23 protein-coding genes are annotated in these 22521 nt (G+C 37.3%); 10 read left to right on the top strand and 13 right to left on the bottom strand.

The window, feature by feature from the left end; genetic code table 11:
* Nucleotides 1-109 precede the first annotated feature (109 nt).
* Nucleotides 110-1144, bottom strand: coding sequence for a lipase secretion chaperone (locus ACH8JV_RS05725; protein WP_396520113.1), 1035 nt, complete (start codon nucleotides 1142-1144; stop codon nucleotides 110-112).
* Nucleotides 1145-1297: 153 nt separating this feature from the next.
* On the opposite strand from ACH8JV_RS05725, the gene truB reads away from it, so the two are divergent.
* The 3 genes from truB to ACH8JV_RS05710 all read left to right on the top strand — a co-directional run bounded on the left by truB (nucleotide 1298) and on the right by ACH8JV_RS05710 (nucleotide 3655).
* Nucleotides 1298-2203 (top strand): tRNA pseudouridine(55) synthase TruB, encoded by a 906-nt coding sequence (gene truB, locus ACH8JV_RS05720; RefSeq protein ID WP_263614708.1) that lies wholly within the window; start codon nucleotides 1298-1300, stop codon nucleotides 2201-2203.
* Between the two features lie 19 nt (nucleotides 2204-2222).
* Nucleotides 2223-2999 carry a TSUP family transporter gene (locus ACH8JV_RS05715; protein ID WP_263614707.1) on the top strand — a complete coding sequence of 259 codons (777 nt, stop codon included), beginning with the start codon at nucleotides 2223-2225 and terminating at the stop codon, nucleotides 2997-2999.
* 212 nt (nucleotides 3000-3211) lie between these two features.
* On the top strand, nucleotides 3212-3655 hold the full coding sequence (locus tag ACH8JV_RS05710; protein WP_396520111.1) for a hemerythrin domain-containing protein: 444 nt from the start codon (nucleotides 3212-3214) through the stop codon (nucleotides 3653-3655).
* Nucleotides 3656-3662: 7 nt separating this feature from the next.
* Here ACH8JV_RS05710 and ACH8JV_RS05705 read toward each other — a convergent pair whose 3' ends face one another.
* The 3 genes from ACH8JV_RS05705 to serA form a co-directional block, all read right to left on the bottom strand.
* Entirely contained in the window at nucleotides 3663-4526 is an 864-nt protein-coding gene (locus ACH8JV_RS05705; protein WP_311069784.1) for an EamA family transporter, read from the bottom strand.
* A gap of 91 nt (nucleotides 4527-4617) precedes the next feature.
* The gene (locus ACH8JV_RS05700; RefSeq protein WP_396520109.1) at nucleotides 4618-5502 is read right to left on the bottom strand and encodes an EamA family transporter; all 885 of its coding nucleotides are present in this window, start codon (nucleotides 5500-5502) and stop codon (nucleotides 4618-4620) included.
* Nucleotides 5503-5600: 98 nt separating this feature from the next.
* Nucleotides 5601-6833, bottom strand: a complete 1233-nt coding sequence (serA, locus tag ACH8JV_RS05695) for a phosphoglycerate dehydrogenase (protein ID WP_002116919.1) — start codon at nucleotides 6831-6833, stop codon at nucleotides 5601-5603.
* A 378-nt stretch (nucleotides 6834-7211) separates the two neighbouring features.
* Here serA and ACH8JV_RS05690 point away from each other — a divergent pair, with 378 nt between their 5' ends.
* Nucleotides 7212-8621: an FAD-binding oxidoreductase gene (locus ACH8JV_RS05690; RefSeq protein ID WP_396520107.1), complete on the top strand. Its 1410-nt coding sequence runs from the start codon at nucleotides 7212-7214 to the stop codon at nucleotides 8619-8621.
* 66 nt (nucleotides 8622-8687) lie between these two features.
* Here the strand turns inward: ACH8JV_RS05690 and ACH8JV_RS05685 are convergent, their stop codons facing one another.
* Complete coding sequence (locus ACH8JV_RS05685) at nucleotides 8688-9476, bottom strand: xanthine permease (RefSeq protein WP_396520105.1); 789 nt, start codon at nucleotides 9474-9476, stop codon at nucleotides 8688-8690.
* Nucleotides 9477-9662: 186 nt separating this feature from the next.
* Between ACH8JV_RS05685 and ACH8JV_RS05680 the strand changes: the two genes are divergently transcribed.
* Nucleotides 9663-10031 (top strand): hypothetical protein, encoded by a 369-nt coding sequence (locus ACH8JV_RS05680; RefSeq protein ID WP_336940803.1) that lies wholly within the window; start codon nucleotides 9663-9665, stop codon nucleotides 10029-10031.
* Between the two features lie 46 nt (nucleotides 10032-10077).
* Here ACH8JV_RS05680 and ACH8JV_RS05675 read toward each other — a convergent pair whose 3' ends face one another.
* Both ACH8JV_RS05675 and ACH8JV_RS05670 read right to left on the bottom strand, forming a co-directional pair.
* Nucleotides 10078-10392, bottom strand: coding sequence for a putative quinol monooxygenase (locus ACH8JV_RS05675; RefSeq protein WP_396480130.1), 315 nt, complete (start codon nucleotides 10390-10392; stop codon nucleotides 10078-10080).
* A gap of 14 nt (nucleotides 10393-10406) precedes the next feature.
* Nucleotides 10407-10994, bottom strand: coding sequence for an NAD(P)H-dependent oxidoreductase (locus ACH8JV_RS05670; RefSeq protein WP_263614700.1), 588 nt, complete (start codon nucleotides 10992-10994; stop codon nucleotides 10407-10409).
* Between the two features lie 222 nt (nucleotides 10995-11216).
* Here ACH8JV_RS05670 and ACH8JV_RS05665 point away from each other — a divergent pair, with 222 nt between their 5' ends.
* Complete coding sequence (locus ACH8JV_RS05665) at nucleotides 11217-11582, top strand: hypothetical protein (RefSeq protein WP_396520102.1); 366 nt, start codon at nucleotides 11217-11219, stop codon at nucleotides 11580-11582.
* A 369-nt stretch (nucleotides 11583-11951) separates the two neighbouring features.
* Nucleotides 11952-13181, top strand: coding sequence for an MFS transporter (locus ACH8JV_RS05660; RefSeq protein ID WP_396520100.1), 1230 nt, complete (start codon nucleotides 11952-11954; stop codon nucleotides 13179-13181).
* 36 nt (nucleotides 13182-13217) lie between these two features.
* Here the strand turns inward: ACH8JV_RS05660 and yccS are convergent, their stop codons facing one another.
* From yccS to ACH8JV_RS05640, 4 genes are all read right to left on the bottom strand, one after another.
* Complete coding sequence (gene yccS / locus ACH8JV_RS05655; protein ID WP_396520098.1) at nucleotides 13218-15368, bottom strand: YccS family putative transporter; 2151 nt, start codon at nucleotides 15366-15368, stop codon at nucleotides 13218-13220.
* Nucleotides 15369-15564: 196 nt separating this feature from the next.
* The gene (gene sodC, locus ACH8JV_RS05650; RefSeq protein ID WP_263614928.1) at nucleotides 15565-16134 is read right to left on the bottom strand and encodes a superoxide dismutase [Cu-Zn] SodC; all 570 of its coding nucleotides are present in this window, start codon (nucleotides 16132-16134) and stop codon (nucleotides 15565-15567) included.
* Between the two features lie 123 nt (nucleotides 16135-16257).
* Nucleotides 16258-17376: an AI-2E family transporter gene (locus ACH8JV_RS05645; protein ID WP_263614696.1), complete on the bottom strand. Its 1119-nt coding sequence runs from the start codon at nucleotides 17374-17376 to the stop codon at nucleotides 16258-16260.
* A 124-nt stretch (nucleotides 17377-17500) separates the two neighbouring features.
* A complete protein-coding gene (locus ACH8JV_RS05640; RefSeq protein ID WP_174724423.1) occupies nucleotides 17501-18145 on the bottom strand; it encodes a ParA family protein in 645 nt (214 codons plus the stop codon).
* Nucleotides 18146-18305: 160 nt separating this feature from the next.
* Between ACH8JV_RS05640 and ACH8JV_RS05635 the strand changes: the two genes are divergently transcribed.
* Nucleotides 18306-18773 carry a Holliday junction resolvase-like protein gene (locus ACH8JV_RS05635; RefSeq protein ID WP_031955954.1) on the top strand — a complete coding sequence of 156 codons (468 nt, stop codon included), beginning with the start codon at nucleotides 18306-18308 and terminating at the stop codon, nucleotides 18771-18773.
* A gap of 139 nt (nucleotides 18774-18912) precedes the next feature.
* Nucleotides 18913-19485, top strand: coding sequence for a hypothetical protein (locus tag ACH8JV_RS05630; protein WP_396462552.1), 573 nt, complete (start codon nucleotides 18913-18915; stop codon nucleotides 19483-19485).
* Nucleotides 19486-19533: 48 nt separating this feature from the next.
* On the opposite strand, the gene ACH8JV_RS05625 is transcribed toward ACH8JV_RS05630, so the two are convergent.
* Nucleotides 19534-20067: a hypothetical protein gene (locus ACH8JV_RS05625; protein ID WP_396520096.1), complete on the bottom strand. Its 534-nt coding sequence runs from the start codon at nucleotides 20065-20067 to the stop codon at nucleotides 19534-19536.
* 15 nt (nucleotides 20068-20082) lie between these two features.
* Nucleotides 20083-20877 (bottom strand): class I SAM-dependent methyltransferase, encoded by a 795-nt coding sequence (locus ACH8JV_RS05620; protein ID WP_396520094.1) that lies wholly within the window; start codon nucleotides 20875-20877, stop codon nucleotides 20083-20085.
* A 127-nt stretch (nucleotides 20878-21004) separates the two neighbouring features.
* Between ACH8JV_RS05620 and ACH8JV_RS05615 the strand changes: the two genes are divergently transcribed.
* Entirely contained in the window at nucleotides 21005-22282 is a 1278-nt protein-coding gene (locus ACH8JV_RS05615) for a hypothetical protein (RefSeq protein ID WP_343568787.1), read from the top strand.
* Nucleotides 22283-22521 lie beyond the last annotated feature (239 nt).

Raw genomic sequence — 22521 nt, 5'->3', positions numbered from 1 at the left:
CACAGAAAAATATTAAGTTCCTTTTCATTTTTTACTCACTATTTTTATTTTGTATGAGCAGCAGCTTTTACTGCTGGATAAGGTTCGGCTAACTTCAAAATAGAAAGGCCTAGTAGTTAAATGGTAATTCACCTCCTTGATCATGGACTTTTTCAAAAGTTTGAAGACGAAGTTGTTCCTGTGATGAGTTAAATTGTTGTTGGCGGAGTTGTTGAATCGCTTGATTTTTAGCGCTATCGCTCATATTGCTATGCAGAACTTCATCACGCTGATTTAAGTAGCCAGTCACTCGCTGTTGCCAAGCATTACGCTGTGTATCTAAAGTTTCTAATCTTTGCGTTGCCTTGGCTCCAACGAGAGCTGTACGCATTTGTCGAAGTTCCTCTGCTGAGCCATTACGTGCTTTAATTTGTTTAGTCAGGGTATGTAAATCATCAAGTTTTGATAGTTCTTGCAGGTTTTGTTGCCAATCTTGTGGTAATTGCTCAAAGCGTTCTTTAAGTTTTTTAGCTTTTTCAATTTCGTTTAAAGATGAATCTTCTAAAATTTTCATACGATCTAACGTGTAGCTCTGATAGATATCTTCTGTCGAAAAGAGTCCCTCAATTTCAGAAGTCGAAAAGAAACGTTTTCTGATATCTTGAATTGAACTGAAGATCTTTTGAAAATAATTTTGATCTTGCTGTTTAGATTGCGGTGGTTGAATTTGTGCAAGTTGTTCGCGGTATTTTAAATAACGGGTCCACAAGTCAATAATTTGTGAACGGGCTGGTTCTAAATACTGATCTTGTATAAATTTCTCAAAATGAGTTTTAACCTGTTGTAAATTGGATTCCCCATACTGCGTAATAAAATATTCAAAGCAGTCCCGAGTTTGACTATTTACAACTAAATGTTGAGAGCTATCAATTTTTAACTGGCAGTTAACTTGGGTATCTTGTTGACTTTGGCTTAAATAAGCATTTCCACTTAACGATGAGTTTGAAGTGGTTTGAGGAGTAGATGCTAAGCTTTTTGCCTCATCCTGATTGAGCCGAGGTGAAGTATTTTTTGAGTCTGGGCTTAGCCAATATACACATGCAATGAGGCTCAAAATAAAAAATCCGAGCACACACCACCATATCTTTTTCTGCATCCTTTGCATAAAGATATCTTCCTTAAGTTTTAATTTGTTGTTTTTTTACTCGATCATTAATGTGCCATAAAATAAGTGAAAAGGCACCTAAATATTGTGAAAATATCTTGTCGAATTTGCTAACATGTCGGCACTTTTCTCTAGCTTTGTGTTCCAGTAAAAATGACGACAAAAAATCAAAAAATTTCTCGTCGCCATATCAGTGGTGTATTTCTATTAAATAAACCATTAGGGCTTAGTTCAAATGCCGCTTTACAAAAAGTGCGGTGGCTGTATCGTGCTCAAAAGGCGGGTCATACTGGCGCATTAGATCCATTAGCGACCGGTTTACTTCCTATTTGTTTGGGAGAGGCGACCAAATTTTCACATTATTTGCTGGACTCAACAAAGCGTTATCAAACGACTGTTCGATTGGGACAAACGACAACAACTGGCGATGTAGAAGGCGATATTTTGCAAGAACGTTCTGTTCCTGTTCTTAGCCAAGAGCTTATTGAGCAAACTCTAGAAAAATTTAGAGGTGATATTCAACAAGTTCCCCCGATGTATTCGGCATTGAAAAAAGAGGGTAAGCCGTTATATGAGCTTGCTCGAAAAGGTATTGAAATTGAGCGTGAAGCGCGTCCAGTTACGATTTATGCTTTAGAGCTTATTGAGTTTACCGAAAATAGTATCACTCTGGATGTAACCTGTTCTAAAGGAACATATATTCGGGTGTTAGGTGAAGATATTGGCGAAGCTCTTGGCTGTGGTGGTCATTTAACCATGCTTCATCGTATTCAAACTGGGCATTTTGAATTAATCCCAAGTTACACCATTGAATATTTAGAAAGCTTAACGGAAGAGCAAAGAGAAGCTTTGTTACTACCAGTGTATGCGCCAATTGACCATTTCTTAAAAATACAGGTTCCCGAAGGACGGGAAAAATATTTTTGCAACGGTTTAGAAAGCAATATTGATCATTCTGCAGAAGCAGAAGTTTTGGTTTTTTCGGGTGAGCGCTGTTTAGGTTTGGCTGAGATTACTGATAAAAAACGGTTGGTACCTAAGCGTATCTTAAATTTGTAGTAGATGTAGAGTATAGAGCATGGGCATGGAATGGGATGTTATCCTTAGTTTGATCTTTTTTGCGTTTACTGCGGGAGCAATTGATGCTGCTGTGGGTGGCGGTGGACTCATCCAGATTCCCGGTATCATGAGCACTTTTCCAACCATGCAGACTGCTACGGTGATTGGTACAAATAAGGTCTCATCCATTTTTGGTACGGCATCGGCTGCTTATACCTTTGCAAAAAGAGTGAAGTTGCAATGGAAGCTTTTAGCTGTCATTGCCATTTGTGCTTTGATTAGCTCATTTGCTGGTGCAGCCTGTTTATCACTTATTCCTCAATCTGTATTACGTCCTTTTGTGTTTGTAATGCTGATCGTAATTGCCATCTATACCTTGGTTAAAAAGAACTTTGGACAAGTTCATACTGAGCAAAAAATTACTACGAAAATGCTAGTTTTAGCAGGTATTGGTAGTTTGGCAATTGGTTTCTATGACGGTATTTTTGGACCGGGTACTGGAAGCTTCTTTATCTTTTTCTTTATCCGCTTCTTGCAAGTCGACTTTTTACATGCTTCAGCATTGTCAAAAATCGGTAACTTCATGACTAACCTTGCAGCGTTGAGTTTTCTTATTCCGACTGGTCACGCTATTTTGCATATTGGTTTAATGATGGCGGCTGCAAACGTCATAGGTTCTATTGTTGGCGTGCGTACTGCGCTCAAATACGGTAGTGGTTTTGTTCGGATTATCTTTTTAATTTTAGTGAGTATTTTGATTTGCCGTTTAGGTTATCAAATTTTTGTGACGGGCTAAATTAAGTTTAAAAGTATGAGCTGACTCTCGCGGACAGTTCATACTTTTTATGTATCATTTAATATTAGAAATATAAAAATCATTACAGAAATTTACTAGAAAGAAAACTGTGTAAAAAATAGTCTCATTTTAAGCTACCTAAACAATATAAATTTCAACGTATCATAAACCTTGAAATAAAAAAGATTTTTTAGCTAAAAATGAGGAAGAGAATGAATATTTTCGAAGCATTAAGAGAAAGCCATGAAAATCAACGAAACCTTTCTGAACAATTAATCCAGACACATGGTTTAACCGAAGAACGAAAAGAATTATTTGATGCATTAAAAAATGAACTTTATGCCCATTCAGTTGCCGAAGATCGTTATTTATATATTCCTTTAATGTTTGATGATGTCGGTTTAGATATCACTCGCCATGCCTTAGCTGAACATCATGAAATGGATGAGTTGGTGGAGCAGCTCGAAAAAACCGATATGAGCAGCCCGAGCTGGTTAGCAACTGCTAAACAGTTAAGTGAAAAAGTTCATCACCATTTAAAAGAAGAAGAGCATAAGTTTTTTCAACAAGCTGGAAAAATTCTTAAAGACAGCGAAAAAGAAACACTGGGTAATAAATATTTAAAGGAATATAAAAAGTATAAAAAGCAGCAGTAGGGTAAACCTATGCAGCTTTTTTAGTACTTCTTAAAGTAACCCCAATAGAGGCTAGCATTACGCAAGCTAAAGCCACCCATTGCAGCATACTGATTTCTTCATGAAGTAATAAGAAGCCCGTTAATGCTGCTAATGCGGGTGCCAAACTTGTTAGGGTACCGTAAGTTAATTTATTAAGTTGTTTGAGAGCCATTAAGTCGAGGGCATATGGTATAGCTGTGGCTAAAACAGCAATAAGTAAGGCTTTACCCCAGTACTGTGTTTCAAGTAATGCAGGAGCATTATGCCAAATTCCAATTGGCAATAAGGCAAGTGCAGATACACCGATCCCAATTGTTAAGGCATGCATCCCTATATTTTGAGTTACAACTTTTTGCCCAAAATAAATATAGAAGGCCCAACACAGACCTGCACCTAGTGCACAGGCTGCCCCAACATAGGAAAAGTGATGCTGTGCTGAATCTTGCCAAGGTACCATCAATGCAATACCTAACATGGCAAGTGCTACCCAAATATAGTCACTCTTTTGTTTGATAGACAGTAGAGCTAGACCTAATGGACCAATGAACTCTAAGCCTACAGCAATCCCTTGAGGTAATTTTCCAAGAGACGTATAAAACAAAATATTCATTATCCCTAAAGATGCACAATACATTAATAGATCGCGCCATTTTAAATAGGGTAATCGAGACCAGATTTTCCACGAACGAAACATGACTGCAACAATAACGGTCGCAAAACTTAATCTTAAAATAGTAACGGTAAGTGGGTCTAAAGCTGCAATAAGCTGTTTGGCAAATGAAGCACTGATTTGATATGAAACCATCGACAAAATCATATACAGCACAGCAATAATTGGAAGATTTTGCATGGAAATACCTTTGCACTTCATTTGATATTTAAAAAAATAATAGTAGTCAATTATAGCCAATACTACGTTTCAGCCAGCAGATTTTATAGCGTTAACCAGCTGTTTTTTCACGTTGTTGGCGGGCTTTTTGGGTGGTTATAGTACAACCGATAGAAGCGGTAATAATGGTTGCAAGTGCCAACCATTGGTTCCATAACAGATATTCCCCTAGGAAAATAAAACCAGAAAGTGCCGCAACTGCAGGTTCTAGGCTCATCAATGTTCCAAAACTTAAAGGGGTTAAACTGCGTAGTGCTAACATTTCTAAAGAAAAGGGAAGTGCACTGGCCAAAATGGCTAAGCCAATAAAATAAAATAGATAAGGCAGTTCTATCACTTGACCAATCGAGCTTGAAAAAAAGGTAATAGGTAATAAGATGCATGCGCCTACTGTCATACCTAAGCAGACAGTATGGTTGCCTGAAATACCGGAAGGTTTTTGTCCGGCAATAATATAAAGCGCCCAACATGCACCCGCACTCATTGCAAATAGAACGCCAATCCAGTCTAGCCTATGAGCTTGATTAAAAGGAAATAATAAAATGAGTCCAAGAATCGCAAAAGTGACCCAGACAAAATCGTATTTTTGGCGTGCGTGGTACAGTGCCACACTTAAAGGACCAATAAATTCAAAGGCGACCGCAATACCAATAGGCAAACGTTCAAGAGATAAATAGAAAAGGGCGTTCATGCCTGCAAGAGCAAAGCCATAAGCCAAAATCGCTTTCCATCGAACCTGACTAAAATTAATTCGCCAAATTTTAAAAATAACAGCCAGAATACATGCTCCAATACATAAACGCATTGCAGACACTGTCAAAACGGGAAAGCTCTCAAACAAAACTTTAGCTAAAGATGCGCTACTTTGAACGCTTAACATGGCAAGAATAAGAAAACCCAAAGCATGTAGTTGAGATTTCTGGCTTAAAGTGGACATTTTATTATTAGATCAATTGGTATACTTTTCACATGATAATGTAAATACCCATAAAAAAGCCACAGACATTGCTGTGGCTTTTAAATTTACAGTTCGTATTAGAACAATACGCGCACGCGAATTGTACCTTCAACTTCATGCAACATATCTAAAGCTTCTTGAGAAGCAGAAGCGTCAACGTCCATTACAAGGTAACCGATGTCGCCTTTAGTCATAAGTGACTGACCAGAAATGTTGATGCCTTGTTCAGCAAACAAGTTGTTGATTTTAGACAATACACCCGGTACGTTTTTGTGGATGTGTAATAAACGGTGTTGACCAGCAGTTAATGGTAACGCGATTTCTGGGAAGTTTACCGCAGAAAGAGTCATACCTTTGTCAGAGTAAGCAACGAATTTCTCTGCAACTTCTAAACCAATGTTTGCTTGCGCTTCCATAGTTGAACCACCAACGTGAGGCGTTAAAATCACGTTGTCTAAGCCGCGAAGTGGAGATTGGAATTCTTCACCATTTGCTTTTGGTTCTTTCGGGAATACGTCAACCGCTGCACCAGCAATGTGACCAGACTTGATTGCATCAGCTAAATCTTCAATCACTACACATGTACCACGTGCAGCATTTAAGAAGATCGCGCCTTCTTTCATTTTCGCAAATTGTTCTTTAGTGAAGAAGTTACGTGTAGACGGAACATCTGGTACATGTAACGTTACAACATCTGCAGTTGCTAAAAGTTCATCTAAAGAACCAACTTGGCGAGCATTACCCATTGGTAACTTAGTTACTGCATCATAATAAATAACATGCATACCCATGCTTTCAGCAAGAACTGAAAGTTGAGAACCGATGGAACCGTAACCCACAATACCTAAAGTTTTGCCACGAGTTTCAAAAGAACCCACAGCAGATTTGTCCCAACCACCACGATGACAAGCCGCCGATTTTTCAGGAACACGGCGAAGAAGAAGAATTGTTTCAGCAAGTACAAGCTCTGCAACCGAACGCGTATTTGAATACGGTGCGTTGAATACAGGAATACCACGTGCCATAGCTGCTTTAAGATCAACTTGGTTTGTTCCGATACAGAAACAACCTACTGCGATCAATTTGTTTGCAGCTTCGAAAACTTCTTCAGTCAATTGGGTACGCGAACGAATACCAATAAAGTGAGCATCTTTAATTGCTTCTTTAAGCGCTTCGCCTTCAAGAGCAGTTTTACGATAGTCAATATTGGTGTAACCCGCAGCGTTTAAAGTATCGACTGCGTTTTGGTGAACGCCTTCTAACAAAAGGAAACGGATTTTATCTTTAGGTAGTGAAAGATGTTGGCTCATTACGGCTCCGCTACAAAGGCCAAATTTGGTGGCGGTATAATAACATATTGGGCGGTGCTATAGATATTTCGTTTATACCATCGCCTTATGGCAATTTTAGCTATGTCTAATCACTTCTATTTATGGCTTGTCGAGTGTTTCAAAATATGCTTGGCAGATTAATAAAGTATGTTTTTATCTGAAAGCCTTATAAAAACGCATTTATTCGCGTTAAACATGTTTTGTATTGACAGTATCTCTAATCTGAACTTTATCGCTTGTGCGGATACATGTAGAATATAGGAGTTCCTTGAACATTATGGCTTTGCTCAGGTGAAAACCTTGAGAATATGAAGTCATAGTCCCACCATAGTTTACTTCTTGCTAGGTCTGCAAACGATGAATGCTCCAGTCGCTTTAACACCTGAGTTACTCACCCAATTAACAGCAATCGTCGGTGAAAACCGTATTAAAACTGATGCTGATAGTCTCGAAAACTGGGGTAAAGATCATACCAAGCATTTTAATCCGAACCCATCGGTCATCGTTTTCCCATCGACCACTGAACAAGTTCAAGCTGTTGTGAAGCTTGCGAACCAGTTCAATGTTGCGATTACACCATCTGGCGGTCGTACAGGTCTCTCTGCTGGTGCTGTAGCAACCAATGGTGAAATTGTCATTAGCATGGACAAAATGAACCAGATTCTTGAATTCTTCCCAGCAGACCGTATGGTACGTGTTCAAGCTGGTGTTGTGACTGAACAATTGCAGAATTATGCAGAAGAACAAGGTATGTATTACCCAGTGGACTTTGCATCAGCAGGTTCTAGCCAAATAGGCGGTAATATCGGTACCAACGCTGGCGGTATTAAAGTCATTAAATACGGCATGACACGTAACTGGGTACTTGGCTTAACCGTAGTGACTGGTAAGGGTGATATTTTACGTTTAAACAAAGGCATGGTTAAAAATGCCACTGGTTATGCATTACAGCATTTGTTTATTGGTGGTGAAGGTACTTTAGGTTTAGTAACTGAAGCAGAAATTAAACTTGAGCGTCAACCACAAAACTTACAAGTTTTAGTTTTAGGTGTTCCTGATTTTGATGCAGTGATGCCTGTATTACATGCGTTCCAAAAAGATATCGACTTAACAGCATTTGAGTTCTTTGGTGAACTTGCAATGCAAAAAGTCTTAAACAATGGTCATGTACAACGTCCATTTGAAACTCAATGCCCATTCTATGTATTGCTTGAGTTTGAAGCGCCATACGAGCCGATTATCGACAAAGCAATGGAAATCTTCGAGCATTGTATGGAACAAGGTTGGGTACTTGATGGCGTGATGAGCCAGAGCCTTGACCAAGTAGAGAGCTTATGGCGTTTACGCGAAGATATTTCTGAATCAATCGCGCCGTTCACTCCATATAAAAATGATATTTCTGTATTAATTACTCATGTACCTGCATTTATTCGTGAGATTGATGCGATTGTTCAAGAGAACTATCCTGACTTTGAAATTTGCTGGTTCGGTCATATCGGTGACGGTAACTTGCACTTAAATATTTTAAAACCTGAAAACTTGACCAAGGATGAGTTCTTTGCGAAGTGTCAGGTGGTGAATAAATATGTGTTTGATACCGTGAAAAAATACGATGGTTCAATCTCTGCCGAGCATGGTGTAGGTATGACGAAAAAGCCATATTTGGAATATTCACGTTCGCCTGAAGAAATTGAATATATGAAAGCTTTGAAAAAAGTATTTGACCCGAACGGTATTATGAATCCGGGTAAATTGTTTGATCTTTAATGCTTGATTGAATAAAAGAATCTCTGTTAAAAGCGTATCGAAAGATGCGCTTTTTTATTAAAAGCTCTATTCCTTGTACGCTTTCCAACCCGTCAGAATATGATAAATCAACGGTAAAAGACTAAGAGCAAAAAAGAAACAAAGTCCAATGGCCCACACAGGTAAATCCCTTGGATTACCTAAAAAGAAATAGGCAAAAATAGAATAAGACAACATCGAAAACATCGCCATTATTCCAAGTGGAAGCGTGACTTTAAAAATTAACGTGCTAGCAAATGTTTTGTAGGGTTCCATGTCGCGCTTTAGACTATAGGCAATAATCATGAGCAACACATAACCTAAAATAAACAGCATAAATAAAGCGGCTGCAAACAATAGAATTGTTCGCCAGCTCTTTTCTTGTGCGGTGTGATCACCTGATTCATAAACAACAGTAATATGTTCACCAACTATAGGTACATCACCAGAGCGAACTGAATTATCTAAAGTTAGAGTTCTGTTTTGATTATCTTTAAATTGAACCTGAGCAGTATGCATGAGTGTTTTAGTTTTATATTTACGCCCATTTGAGTCGGTACGTTCAGTATCTACCCATTCAGAAGTATAACTCACTACAGTTGCATCGTAAGTTGGTTTGGTTACTAAGCCGTAGACTGCTTGAGAAACCCAATAAGTAAATGGGAAAAATAAAGCACTAATACTAAAAACCACGGCAAATAAATAAGCAAATTCAAACTTACTACTTTTACGATTTTTAGTTAAACGCTTGACCCAAAACTTGGTGAGTACAAATGACCAAATCATCAAAACTGCAACGACCACCAAGAAAACTTGTCCCGCATACGTCAGTTGCATAATGATCCTATTTGTTATGTGTAATAGAAATTAATTTTATCAAACGATTGTCGTTAAAGTTGAGTGAGTAAGAACAATTATTTGATCTGTAAAAGAGTAGCTATCCTTAGAACTACATAGTTTCTACAGAGTAACCGAGCAAGGCATAGCATCATAAAGCTATGCCTTTTGTTTTTGGTGATAAAAATGCAACGTTTATTTTTAATTTCAGCGCTCTGTGCTGGACTTTTCACTGGGTGTGCGACGACCAGTAAATTAATCCCTTTTGTGGGCTCCGAAACCCCGATGCAACAAGTTCTTAAAGCTCAACCTGAGATCGTAAAAGAGCACAATAATACCTCAGTTCAGCAAGTATTTAACCGAGTAGAATCTCCAACAGTTTCCCGTATTACCGTTATCCAAACAGGTTTAATGGATGATTCTGTTTCTGCAATCCGAACAGAATATTCATTTAAATTGGTTGATGAAAAGTGGCAATTGCAGAATAAGCAAAAGAGCTACCAATGTGCGCGAGGGAAGAGTTCGAGAGGTTTTCAAACCCAGCTTTGCTCTTAAAAAATAAAAAAGACGATAAATATATCGTCTTTTTTAATGCGTTAAATTATACGCCGCTCTCTAAAATTCTAATTTTGACATCAACGACATCGTCTTTAACGGCTGCATGATGCGCTTGCATATGCGGTGTAGCTAAATGCGCTTCAAGATGAGCAACACTTTCCCATTTTTCTAGCATGACAATCGTGTCAGGCTCTTGAGTCTGGAAGCTCGCATTTGATTTGTGGTCAACTAAAGGTTCATAACCATGGCAACCATCTTCTGCTAAAACAGTTGGAATGATTTTTTGAAATGCATCCAATACGTTTTGGCGATGCTGTCCACCCGATTGAGTACGAATTTCCGCAATAATGGTAAGCATGGTTTTTCTCCTGATTAAGCTGCTGCAAATACAGTATTTAAGTGTGCTTTATATTCTTCAACATAACTATCAACGTTAGGCATTTTAATCACGTCGTTTACAATAAAAGTTGGAAGCGTACTCATGCCTAAGAACTGGTTAGCTTTGTGAAATGGTAAATAAACGCCATCTACGCCCACGCCGTGGAAGAACTGATCTGCATCATCAAATGCTTCCATCGGTGCATTCCAGGTGAGTGACAACATATATTTTTTGTCATGAATTAAACCACCTGAACCATATTTTTTTGAAGCATCAGAGCGGCTACGGCCATCGTTTGCATAAAGTGAACCATGACCTGTCGTAAATACATCATCAATATATTTTTTTACCGTCCACGGTGCACCCATCCACCAACCTGGCATTTGATAAATCACGACATCGGCCCATAAGAATTTTTCTACTTCGGCTTCTGCATTGTAGTCACTATCTGCACGAGTCACTTGAACTTCATGGCCCAGTTCAGTGAGATGGTCGGTTGCCAATGCCGTGAGTGTGTCATTTAATTCACCATTTGAATGGGCAAATTGTTTGGCGCCATTAATCACTAAAATATTGCTCATGAGAGTTACTCTAATTAAATACCTAAATTTGATGCTTACTTTAGAGAACTTACTCTTAGAGAAAAATGTAGTAATTGGAAAAATATTATTGATTAAAAATCACTAATATTGATTTGATGCATTATTTTATTTCTCACTTTAAAGATAAACACTTTACAAAGTTGAACGGAAAAAATTGTTTCTAGCCTTTAGCATCAAAGTGAAGTTGTGGTGGAGTTGAGTATGAAAAAAATTGGTTTACTCATGATGTTTAATTTATTGATTCTGAGTGCATGTGCACCGAATACAAAGCCACCTACACCCCAAGCCAATAGCCCGATACAAGCAGTTTTGATTGATCAACCCAACCTTTTAAATAATGCGAGTAATTTAAGTATTTCACAGCAAATGAATGCTTTGGATGATGCTTCTAATGCACAAGTAACGATTTTGCAGACTGTGCCTAGTGAAGATGCTATATCAAAAACACGTACCGAATATTTATTAAAACGTGATCAAACCGTTTGGAAAATCGTAAATAAAAAACAAAGCTACCAATGTACAAAAGGGCAGGAAACAACAGATTTCCAAGTTAATCCTTGCCCTTAAAGCCGAATTTCTATCAGGTATGTGGATAACTTTAAGGTTATTCACAATATAAAAATGAGTTGATGCTAAGCAAAAATATAGAATTTTAAATGGATAAAACTGTCCGATTGCTGATCAATTTAAAAAGTGATATTGTGTCATCCGGCAATTAAGCCAAATGGTAAAAATTACCGAATCTCACGTCATACATTTTTTCTTGTCTTAGACACCTTGTGAATACGGTGTTTCACATTCTAAACATGCACTCTCACGGCATATAACAACTTAACTAAAGATTGACTGACCATACTGTCATCGTCATGACTACATTATTTATTTCAATATGTAGTTGTTGAGACATTTTGGCCGCTATTTTGAAGTGTACAACTCATGAATAATATTCAAACGACAGCGTTGAACCGTACAACGTTGATGTTTCCTTTAGCTTTAGTGCTATTTGAATTTGCGGTTTATATTGGTAATGACCTGATTCAGCCAGCGATGTTGGCAATTACTGAAGATTTTGGTGTAAGTGCAACTTGGGCACCGTCTTCAATGTCATTTTATTTATTAGGTGGTGCATCTGTTGCATGGTTACTTGGGCCTTTATCAGACCGATTAGGTCGTAAGAAAGTTCTTTTAACTGGTGTTTTATTTTTTGCCTTGTGTTGTTTTTTAATTTTATTAACGCGAAAAATTGAATACTTTCTGACATTACGCTTTTTACAAGGTATTGGGTTAAGTGTAATTTCAGCAGTGGGATATGCAGCGATTCAAGAAAATTTTGCCGAGCGTGATGCTATTAAAGTTATGGCACTCATGGCAAATATCTCATTGCTTGCACCCTTGCTCGGACCTGTGCTTGGAGCCTTCTTAATTGATTATGTATCTTGGCACTGGGGTTTTGTGGCAATTGCTTTACTTGCACTGCTGAGTTGGGTTGGCTTAAAGAAACAAATGCCGAGTCAGAAGGTGAGTGTAACCAAACAGCCTTTTAGCTATCTTTTTGATGACTTTAAAAAAGTATTTAGTAATCGGCAATTCCTTGGTTTAACGCTAGCCTTACCGCTTGTAGGTATGCCGCTCATGCTTTGGATTGCGTTATCGCCCATTATTTTGGTCGATGAACTCAAGCTAACCAGTGTGCAATATGGCTTAGCTCAATTCCCAGTATTTTTAGGTTTGATTGTAGGCAATATTGTTTTAATTAAAATTATTGACCGTTTGGCTTTAGGTAAAACAGTCCTAATTGGTTTACCGATAATGCTCACTGGTACACTCATTTTAATATTAGGCGTTGTCTGGCAAACTTATTTAATTCCTTGTTTGCTTACGGGCATGACTCTCATTTGCTTTGGTGAAGGAATTAGTTTCTCAGTCTTGTACCGCTTTGCACTCATGTCATCTGAAGTGTCGAAAGGAACTGTGGCTGCGGCTGTTTCAATGTTATTGATGACAAGCTTTTTTGCAATGATTGAGTTGGTGCGTTATCTCTATACTCAATTTCATTTATGGGCTTTTGTCTTATCTGCTTTTGCATTTATTGCGCTGTGGTTTACTCAACCACGTTTAGCTTTAAAACGGGAAATGCAGGAAAGAGTTGCGCAAGACTTACATTAAAAAAATACCGGAATTTATATTCCGGTATTTTTTATTCTACTTAATCTCTTGTTCTAAAAGTTTGCCTTTTAAAGTTAAGAGTTCAGGCAAAGTTTCTAATAATAAGCTCATTTGTTTTAAAACAAGAGTGTAGCTTTCTGAAAAGTGCTCATGACTTGTTAGGCTTTGTATTTGCTTCAAAGTTTGCTCAAGAAAATTAAAATCAACAGAAGCCTGTTCAAATAAACTTTGGTTAAGGATTTGCTGACAATCCAGTAAGAGCTGTAATACCTGTTGATCCTCAATTTTTTGTCTTTGGCTGCCTAATGCTGCGACATAACTCAACTGGCTGTGACTATAAACTAGATAACGAAAGGCGTAATGAATCAGCTCTGGTTTGGGGTTGGGCTCAGCACTTAAGCTCGAAATCATATTCGACAGTTCAATTTGTGCGTTATGTGCAGCGCGGCGAATTCTGCGATATTCAATGTCCTGATTTTTACCATGCTGATATTGCTCAACAATTACATTGAAATAATCCAGTGTGGCTTGGCTACTTTTTTTAATATTGTTTGGAATATTACGAAAGTTCCAGTCTGGCCATATAAAATTAACAGCAAGCCATGCAATAAAGCAGCCTAATAAGGTGTCGATTAGGCGAGGTAAAATAATACTGAAACCTGCGCCTTTTAAGTTGAAAATAAGCAATACCATTAAGGTTGCCATCAGCGTTGCCAACGCATATTTCTTCTGGCGCAAGTAGAAAAAGCTAACTCCACAAATAATAGTGAGAATGAGCTGACCTTCAATGCTTGGAACAAAATACAAAATGGGAATACCAAATAAAACGCCAAGTAAGGTTCCAATTGTTCTGAGTTTTAAACGGCTTTTGGTTGCAAAGTAAGTAATTTGGCAAACAAATAAACTGGTGAGCAAAATCCAGTAACCGTGTTGGGCAAAAGGTAATAATGAAATGACGTAACCTGCGGCGAACACGACTGCAATTCGTATCGCATGTCTAAACAGGGCCGATTGTGGAGTCAGTTGCTGGCGAATTTTTAAAACAAGATCTGAAAAATCTTGAATATCATCATCAAGTAAATTGAGATGATCTTGTTTGTTTTGACTTAGCGTTTCATTAAACGGCTGAGCATATTGAAGTTGTTCAAACTGTTCATGCATGCCTTTTAAATTATTAAAAATCAGCTTTAAATTTTTAACTTCAAAATTTTGTGGATGCTGTTGTATCCAGTCTTTTAAAGAACTTTCCAGATGATTTAAAACGATTTGCCCTTCTTGAGAAGACTGATATTGCTGGTTATGCAAAATACATTGGGCTAAATCATGGCAAGCTTGGGCTTGTAAACGCAGATTTTTCTGAAAACGGAAAATGAGATCGCTACGGCTAAAATTTTGTTGAATATGCTCGTAGTGTAGATAATTAGAGGTGGCCTGCTCATGTATATCGCGGGCAAAAAAGTACAGGTTTAACCAGTAAATACTTTTATTACTGACTCGTGAGGCCTTAAGACGAGTGAGCAGGGAACTACGTATTTGGTTAAGACTTTGCGCGACTTGCGTATTTTGTAGTGATAATTCAAATAAAAGCTGTTCAACATTTTCTTTATTGTCTGGGTCGAACAAGCGTGCTTTAGCTTGAAGTAAGGTAGAGATTTCTTCAAAAATTTGAGAAAGCTTATCTTGTAAAGGAAGTGTTGGTTTTAAAAGAAAAAATAAAATAGATGTTAGGCCGTACCACAGTGCGCCATAGACAAAATAAGTAGGCTGTTGGTACCAGTGAGCATATTCTCCTAAACCAAACATGCTGTAAATCGAGAGTAAAATCGTACCAAAAGAAATGGTGGCGTAACGCTGGCCTAAGGCTCCCAATAAAATAAAACAAGCACTTGAAATTGAAAGATATAAAATAAATAAAAATTTATAAGGTGCTAAAAAACCAAGAATAGTGCTGACAGTAAAAAAGAGTAGGCAGACATAGAGCAGGTTACGTAATCGAAGGCTTAAGCGATCATCAAAATCGGTAAGTGCAGCGGCGATCGCACCTAATGTCACAGGAACGATGAGCTCGTTATGACCTAACTCTAGTAAGCCTAAAGTTGTGCCTGTGAGTACAATTAAAATTTGCAGACAGTAAATTAAAATTGAATTCGCTTTAAAACGATTGAATAGTTGAGTCAGATAATTCACGGCTTTTTTTCTAAATGAGAGGATACGTGATAAGGGGTATTTAATTTTTTATTACTTGAAAAATATTATGCGTTTTGTCTAAAAAAGTCAGTTAATTTTTTAAGATTTTATAATAATTAAGTGATCTAATCTGCTTAATAAAATAGCAAAATTGTGGATATCTTTTTAGATACCCACAATTTAAAAAAATGACAAATTATTGAATTACGCCACAGGCGATTCGTGCTCCACCACCACCTAGAGGTAGAGGAGAATCTGAATAGTTGTCACCACCAGCATGGATCATGATAGCGCGACCTTGAATATCAGCAAGTTTTAAACGTGGCGCAATAACAGCCGTGGTAGCTACTCCATTATTATCAACAACCAATGCTGGTAAGTCGCCTAGGTGTCCTGTAGTTGGCGTACCATGATGTGGCGCTTGATTAGGGTTATAGTGACTACCCGCAGCTAAAGCAGCACCTGGTTTTCCATCTTTAACAGCAGGGTCGCACGATGCATTTTCATGAATATGGAAACCGCGAGTGCCGCTTGGTAAATCTGCTAAAGCAGGGGTAATAATTAAGCCTTTATCACTGTCTTGAAAGCTAATTGTCCCGATTTTTTTACCAATCCCATTAGCTGTGACTTCATTTACATCGACTACTTTTTTGGTATGCATTGTTGTTAATGCATGAGTCGTATCAGATACTGTTTTGCTGACCGTACTACAACCAACTGTTAATAAAGCTGTTAGTGCACATACTGCACTCATTTTATTTAATATTGGCATTATTAGATGTCCTTATAGATATAAATCTGATTTTTTTTATTCAAGCAAAGGCGTGTAAATCCTACAAGTTAATTTAAATAGTCACTTTGTATCCTGAAACATTTTTAAATCATTGGCTTAATTTTTAGATGGTGGTAAATCATCATCCGAATCGTAGATCATAGTTGTTTTTGGCATTGGTTCAGGATCAATTGTTTCATGAAGCCATTCACGCCAAATCGCTAATAAAACAGCTAAAATAACAGGGCCAATAAATAAACCAACTAAACCAAAACTCGCAATACCACCCAACACACCAAACATAATGAGTAAAAACGGAATTTGGGTCGCACCAGAAATCACAAGAGGACGAATCACATTGTCTGAACTACTTACAATCAGAACACCCCATAAAACTACGCCAATGGCTTCCATGGTTTGTCCTTGAGAGAACAACCATAGACCAACGCCTAAATAGGAGACAGGGGTGCCGAAAGGAATGAGTGCTAATAAGAACGTCGCAATCGTGAGTACCATCGGATTGGGTACACCCGCTACGAAATAACTTAATCCAGCAAGTACTGCTTGAGCAATTGCAGTTAAGCCAACACCATAGACAACTGCACGCGTTGTTTCTGAAATCGTATCGAGATAATGGTGAATACGTAGGCCAATCACCATTTCTAAGGCTTTACTTACTTGAGTTAAGATGTTGTGACCATCACGATAAAAGAAGAAAAGCGTTAAAATTGCAAAACCAAGTTTGACGATATTTTTACTAATTTCATTGAGTAACACTCGCCCATAACTTAAATGGCTTTGTACCCAAGCTGCAATACTTTGAATCGTGCTATTAGGATCAGTGTTTATATCGTTTAGTGTTCTAGTGATTTCTTTACCAATAAAAGGAAGATTTCTAATGAAATCCGGAACACTTAAATGACCAGAAAAAACTTGGCGCTGTAAATCAAGATAGAGGTTGCGGCCTTCATGTTGCAAAATAAAAATAGCGCATATAAGGGGAACACCAACAACTAAAATGACTAAGCTAATCATGACTGTAGCATTTAAATTATTACGATTTTCTCCAAAAAAGCGCTGGATTCTTAAATAAATAGGCCAAGTCATGTAGGCAATAATAGCAGCCCAAACTACAGGTACAATAAAGTACTTCAGGATGTTAAATCCTAAAAACATCAGGATAAAAAACAGCCCAAACAATAAAACGCGCTGTAAAGTAGGAGCGTATTGATGCACGAACAAAAATTCTCTAATTTTTTAAATAGGGTGAGGCCATATTAACTGAAAAATGACCTGAGGCAAATTTTAGGCAGAAATGCTAATGTACACATTCCTGCTCAACAAAAATAAAAAGTTATTTTTAGAACCACTCAGATTTATCTTCAATCAGTTTATTTAAAAGCGGCTGCCACTGGCTTTGAATTGCAATAAAGTTTTTTTGTGGTTTATCAAACACACTCAAACCTTGCATTGCTAGGCTGCCATAAGCACTACGCTCTGCAATCCATGCAATCGGTTCATGTTCGATTTTTTCAAAAAATTGCTGAATGTCTTTGGAACTGGCGCTGTTCGGCTTAACCCGATTTGCAAGCAGTAAAATTTGTACTTTTCCTTTGCGAATACGCTTAATGTCTTGCAAATGCTTGAGAAAACGACGTGTACTATCGATATCAAAAAATGAAGGCTGAAGAGGTGTAATAATGGCATGAGCTTCGCTGACTAACTGTTCAGCATGATCGCCCGAAAGAGCACCCGGTGCATCAATAATTAGATAATCTAAATTTTTCGGCGCATCACCAATCGATTTTTCGTGACGCCAATCCAAGCTTTGAATCGCAGCTACGCTTTCTGGACGTTGTTTTAACCATTGTAAAGAAGATTTTTGGTTATCTGAGTCTGCTAATGCTACTTTATATCCTTTTTGTGCCAAAGCTGTTGCCAACGTAATGGCTGTCATGGTTTTTCCGCATCCGCCCTTTTGATTTGCAATAAGTATCGTTTTCATAAATCCAATTATTTTCAGCAGCACATGTGTTTATGTTTTATACCTTAGCATCTTTTTATAAGAAGTAGATGACCACCTTTGACAAAAGTTTAAGCTACTCCGTAATTTTAGATATGATTGCTCATCTATCGCGATGATATGTATTTGTTAAGGAAAATTTATGTCCGTATGGCTGGCCATGCTTATAGGTGCTGGTATTGGTATTATTATCACTACACTCATTTTATCAAATACCCGTAATGGTCGCATTAAGGCTGAATACGAGCAATATATTGCCGAGTTAGAGCTTGAGCATCAACAGACATTAGCGCAGGCACAAAAACGGAGTGTGAATACAAGCCGCGCCGTATTAAAAGGTAAAATGGCAGAACAATTTGCCCCAATTTTACCTGAGTTTCAATACTTGCCGAGTGATGCCAAGTTCTTGGGTGATCCGGTTGATTACGTTATTTTTGATGGCTATACCGATTTTAGAGATGGGGACGGGACTGCCGAAGATATTCAGATTATTTTGCTTGATATCAAAAGTGGCGGAGCGCGTTTGACCAAAGGGCAGCAGGCAATTGCTCAAGCAATAAAAGAAGGAAAGGTTCGTTTTGAAACCTTACGAATTGATTTTGAAGATTAACAATCTATTTAATTAGGCACAAAAATAGACGAAATTGATCTGTATTGTTACTAAATTCCGATATTTTTTTCATCGCTTAGAGCTACCATAAATTAGAGATCTACTGCATTTGATCTAGCAATATTTGAGGTATAAAGCGATGAAAAAACAACATGTAATGATAGGCTTATTGGCCTCTTTATGTATCAGCTCAGCTTTTGCTTCGACGGCATCTACTTCTGGTGAATATAATATTGCAAATGGTTTGTTACCGATTGAAAAAGATCAATCGATTTCTGTATTACAGCCATTCCAGGGCAATTTTAGAATTTTAGGTTCAAAAATTTATAAAAATGATGAACAAGCTAAGTTTTCACCGATTGATTATGCGGTAAGTTGGGGGCTGTTTGCTCAACCAGATATTGCTCGTACCATTTCAGTTAAACAGTATGATCGCTATTTGAACTGGAAAATTCCTAAATTACCTGTTCCAGCAGAGCAAGCAATGCAAATGGTGTCTAACATGCACATCATTCCTGCAAGCCCTCAGATTGCTCAGCAAATCAAACAAGTTAAACGCGGTGACTTGGTTTATCTCAAAGGTGAATTGGTCGAAATTAAAGACAAAAATTTAGTTTGGCGATCATCTTTAACTTCAAGTGATACAGGGGATGGTGCTTGTGAGTTATTCCGTGTTCAATCGATTCATTGGGTTGAAAAACAAAATATATAAATTAAAAAGCCTTCTCAATCAGAAGGCTTTTTATTGGACGTTATAAAATTAATGCTGCTGTGAGGCTTTCCAGTATTTCAACTGGTTTTGTGCTTGTAAGTAGTCAGCAAGTTGATTGACCTGTTCATCTTTATTGGCTTGTTTATCATTGATGTGTTTTTCTTGATTTTCCCAATATTGATAAAGCAAGCCTTGGATATAACGGCCTTGTTCAGTTTTTAAGTCGAGGTCTTTTAACATGGTCAATGCTGAGCGCACATTATCAAGCGTACGTTTTTGTTCAAACTCAGTGGTGAGCGTACCTGCCTCATGCATTTTTTCTAGTTCAGTTTCCATTTCATCGCTCATTTCAGTAAAGCGACGGTCATAGTCTTCCAATAAAGTAATGTCATGCGCATCGTCAGCAGTGGTCGCGAACTTTTTAACAGGTCTTTCATTGAGCTTTTCCATCACCTGATCGGTAGATGAATTTGTCTGATGTTGTTCGGTCTTTGCTGGCTCATCTGCTTTTTTACAAGCAGTCAATAATAGGCTAGAGCTGAGCAAAGACATTAAGATGATATGAGGCATTTTTTTAAACATAGCTTTCAACCGAACCTATTCTCTATGATTTGACGATGTACTTTTCTGAAAGTGATATGCATATGTGACATATGGAAAATCAATCTGATCTTGTGGGCCTAGCCCTGTAAAATCATAAACAATTTTTTCAAACTGAGCTTTGAGCTGTAATTGATCTTTTTCAGTCATTGCTGCAATAAAACTTGTAGAGAGTAATCTTTTACTCACCACTTGTTCGACAGTACCATGCTGTGATTGCGAAAAAGTTTCTACGCTATCAAAAGTAAATAAATTTTGATTTTCAAAAACCTTTTTCCATTTTTCACTATGGTAACGCGGTGTATCGCCTTCAAGTGGTAATAAAAAATCTGCTAAGGCCTTCACCCAGTCTGTACGTTCATCACGTTGGTTCCAAACGAGTCCCAAATGTCCTTGTGGTTTTAATACTCGATGGATTTCAGTCAGTGTTTCCATGTTGTCAAACCAATGAAAAGATTGAGCACAAACAACAGCATCAATTTGTTGATCGTTTACCGGAATAGCGTGGCTAAATGCCTGTAAAGTTTTAATATCAGAATAGGCCTGCTGAAGCTGTTGTAACATCTCGCCAATTGGCTCTACTGCAAGAATATTGGCATGGGTTTGTTTTAAGTAGGGTAAGAATTTGCCAGTACCTGAGCCAAGATCAATAACAGTAGAATTTTCATGTATTTGGAGACGTTCTTGTAGCCAACTGACTATTTCTACGGGATAATTCGGCCTAACTTGCTGATAAAGCTCAGCAGCTGAGCTGAAGCCTTTTTGAGCGGCAGGATGTAAGGATTGTGTCATATTTTGCGCTTTTTAATCTGACTGGCATCTATAAAATAAGATACTCCGCAATCATAAATTGGCAAAACACCTATTTTGTTTCATTTTTGACTATGTATGTGGGAGTAAATTTTCTTTCGGTGTGAGCATGGATAAGCAAATTATTTTTGAAGACGAACACATTAGAGCCATTTTTTTACAAGGCGATTCTAATACATTAGTTCTCTCTTTTGGCGATTTGATTACCCGAGCGAGTGGCTTATCTATCAATGCTGAAAAGTCTCTAATAAAGTACCAATACAATGTTATTGGGATTATGCCAAAACAAAAATCATGGTTCCCAAAAGCCAGTATGGTTGAAATGGCTAAAGCCATTTTGCCTATTATTCAGCGTTTTAAAAATATTGTAGGTTATGGCGGCTCAATGGGTGGCTATGCAGCAATCAAATATTCGAATCTTTTAAATATGAATCGAATCGTTGCATTTGTACCTCAATATTCAATTGACCCTGAACAAGTTGAAGATCGACGTTATGCTGAATTCTTTGATGCTGTCGCAAATAAAGACATGCAAATTCAGCTGCAAGATATAGATGCAAGTCGTGAATATATTATTGTTTATGACCCTTACTTTTCGGTCGATCGTGAACATTACTTAAAAATAAAAGAAATATTGCCAAGTTTACATACGATTCATTTGCCTTTTACAGGGCATGAAGCTTTATCTGTATTGGCGAGTTCAAGTCTTTTACATGATTTTATTGAACATGAATTTGATGAAACGTATTTCTATCAACACGTTCGTAAAATCAAAAAACAAAGTAAATTCTATTACCGTAATGTACTTGCCAATGTGCTGACATATCATGACAGCATGTTACTGAAAATTTTACGACAAAATGATTTTCAATTAGATGAGCGTTATTTAGATAACCTGCTCAAGCAAGCTATTACACGTAGTCTTGTAAAAACAAAGCAGGCGACTGAACAAGACTTCCAAAAACTTGGAATTAAAATTCATTACATCCAGCAAGCTGAAAGCTATAAAAAAGGTTTGCAGACTCACTCTGGTACAATCTTGGTATTCAATTTAATTAATTTAAAACTTGAAAGCTATGCTGTAGATGTGTTGCTCGCAAATACATCGTATCTAATTCCGATCGTGGCGGAGCAGACTGGAGTTGCACACATTGAATTAAATAATGAAATTTATTTGTTAGGTATGAATGACCGAAAAATTATTAAATTATTTAAACAAGGTGATGCATTAAGCTCGGATATGAGTCCATTTGTCATTAAACAATATTCTGATTTTTTTGCATTGAGCTACAAGCAATTCAATTTAGATTGTGATGAACAAGGCGTTTGTGACTACATTGAAGGTTCAGTTCAACCATCGCAACAATTTGTACTGCCCAGTTATTAATTTACCTTATTGATTAAATAAAGCCCAAATCTTCAAATTTGGGCTTTATTTTTTGCTCAAAAAATATTTTTTTATTAATTTATTTGTATATGAAATTAAAAGTCATTATTTAAATAAATAGTGTGATTAATTTTTAAATAAAGATAGGACTAAAAGTAGTCATGATAAATTAAGTGAAAAATTATTATATTTAAAAAATAATGGTTTTTATTTTTATATAAATTAAAGAAATAGTGTAG

Origin of the sequence: Acinetobacter sp. ABJ_C5_2, from assembly GCF_044538485.1 — a bacterium.
GTDB lineage: Bacteria > Pseudomonadota > Gammaproteobacteria > Pseudomonadales > Moraxellaceae > Acinetobacter > Acinetobacter nosocomialis_A.
Note: the sequence above shows the minus strand (reverse complement) of the source record. Positions and strands in the feature narration are given on the sequence as shown.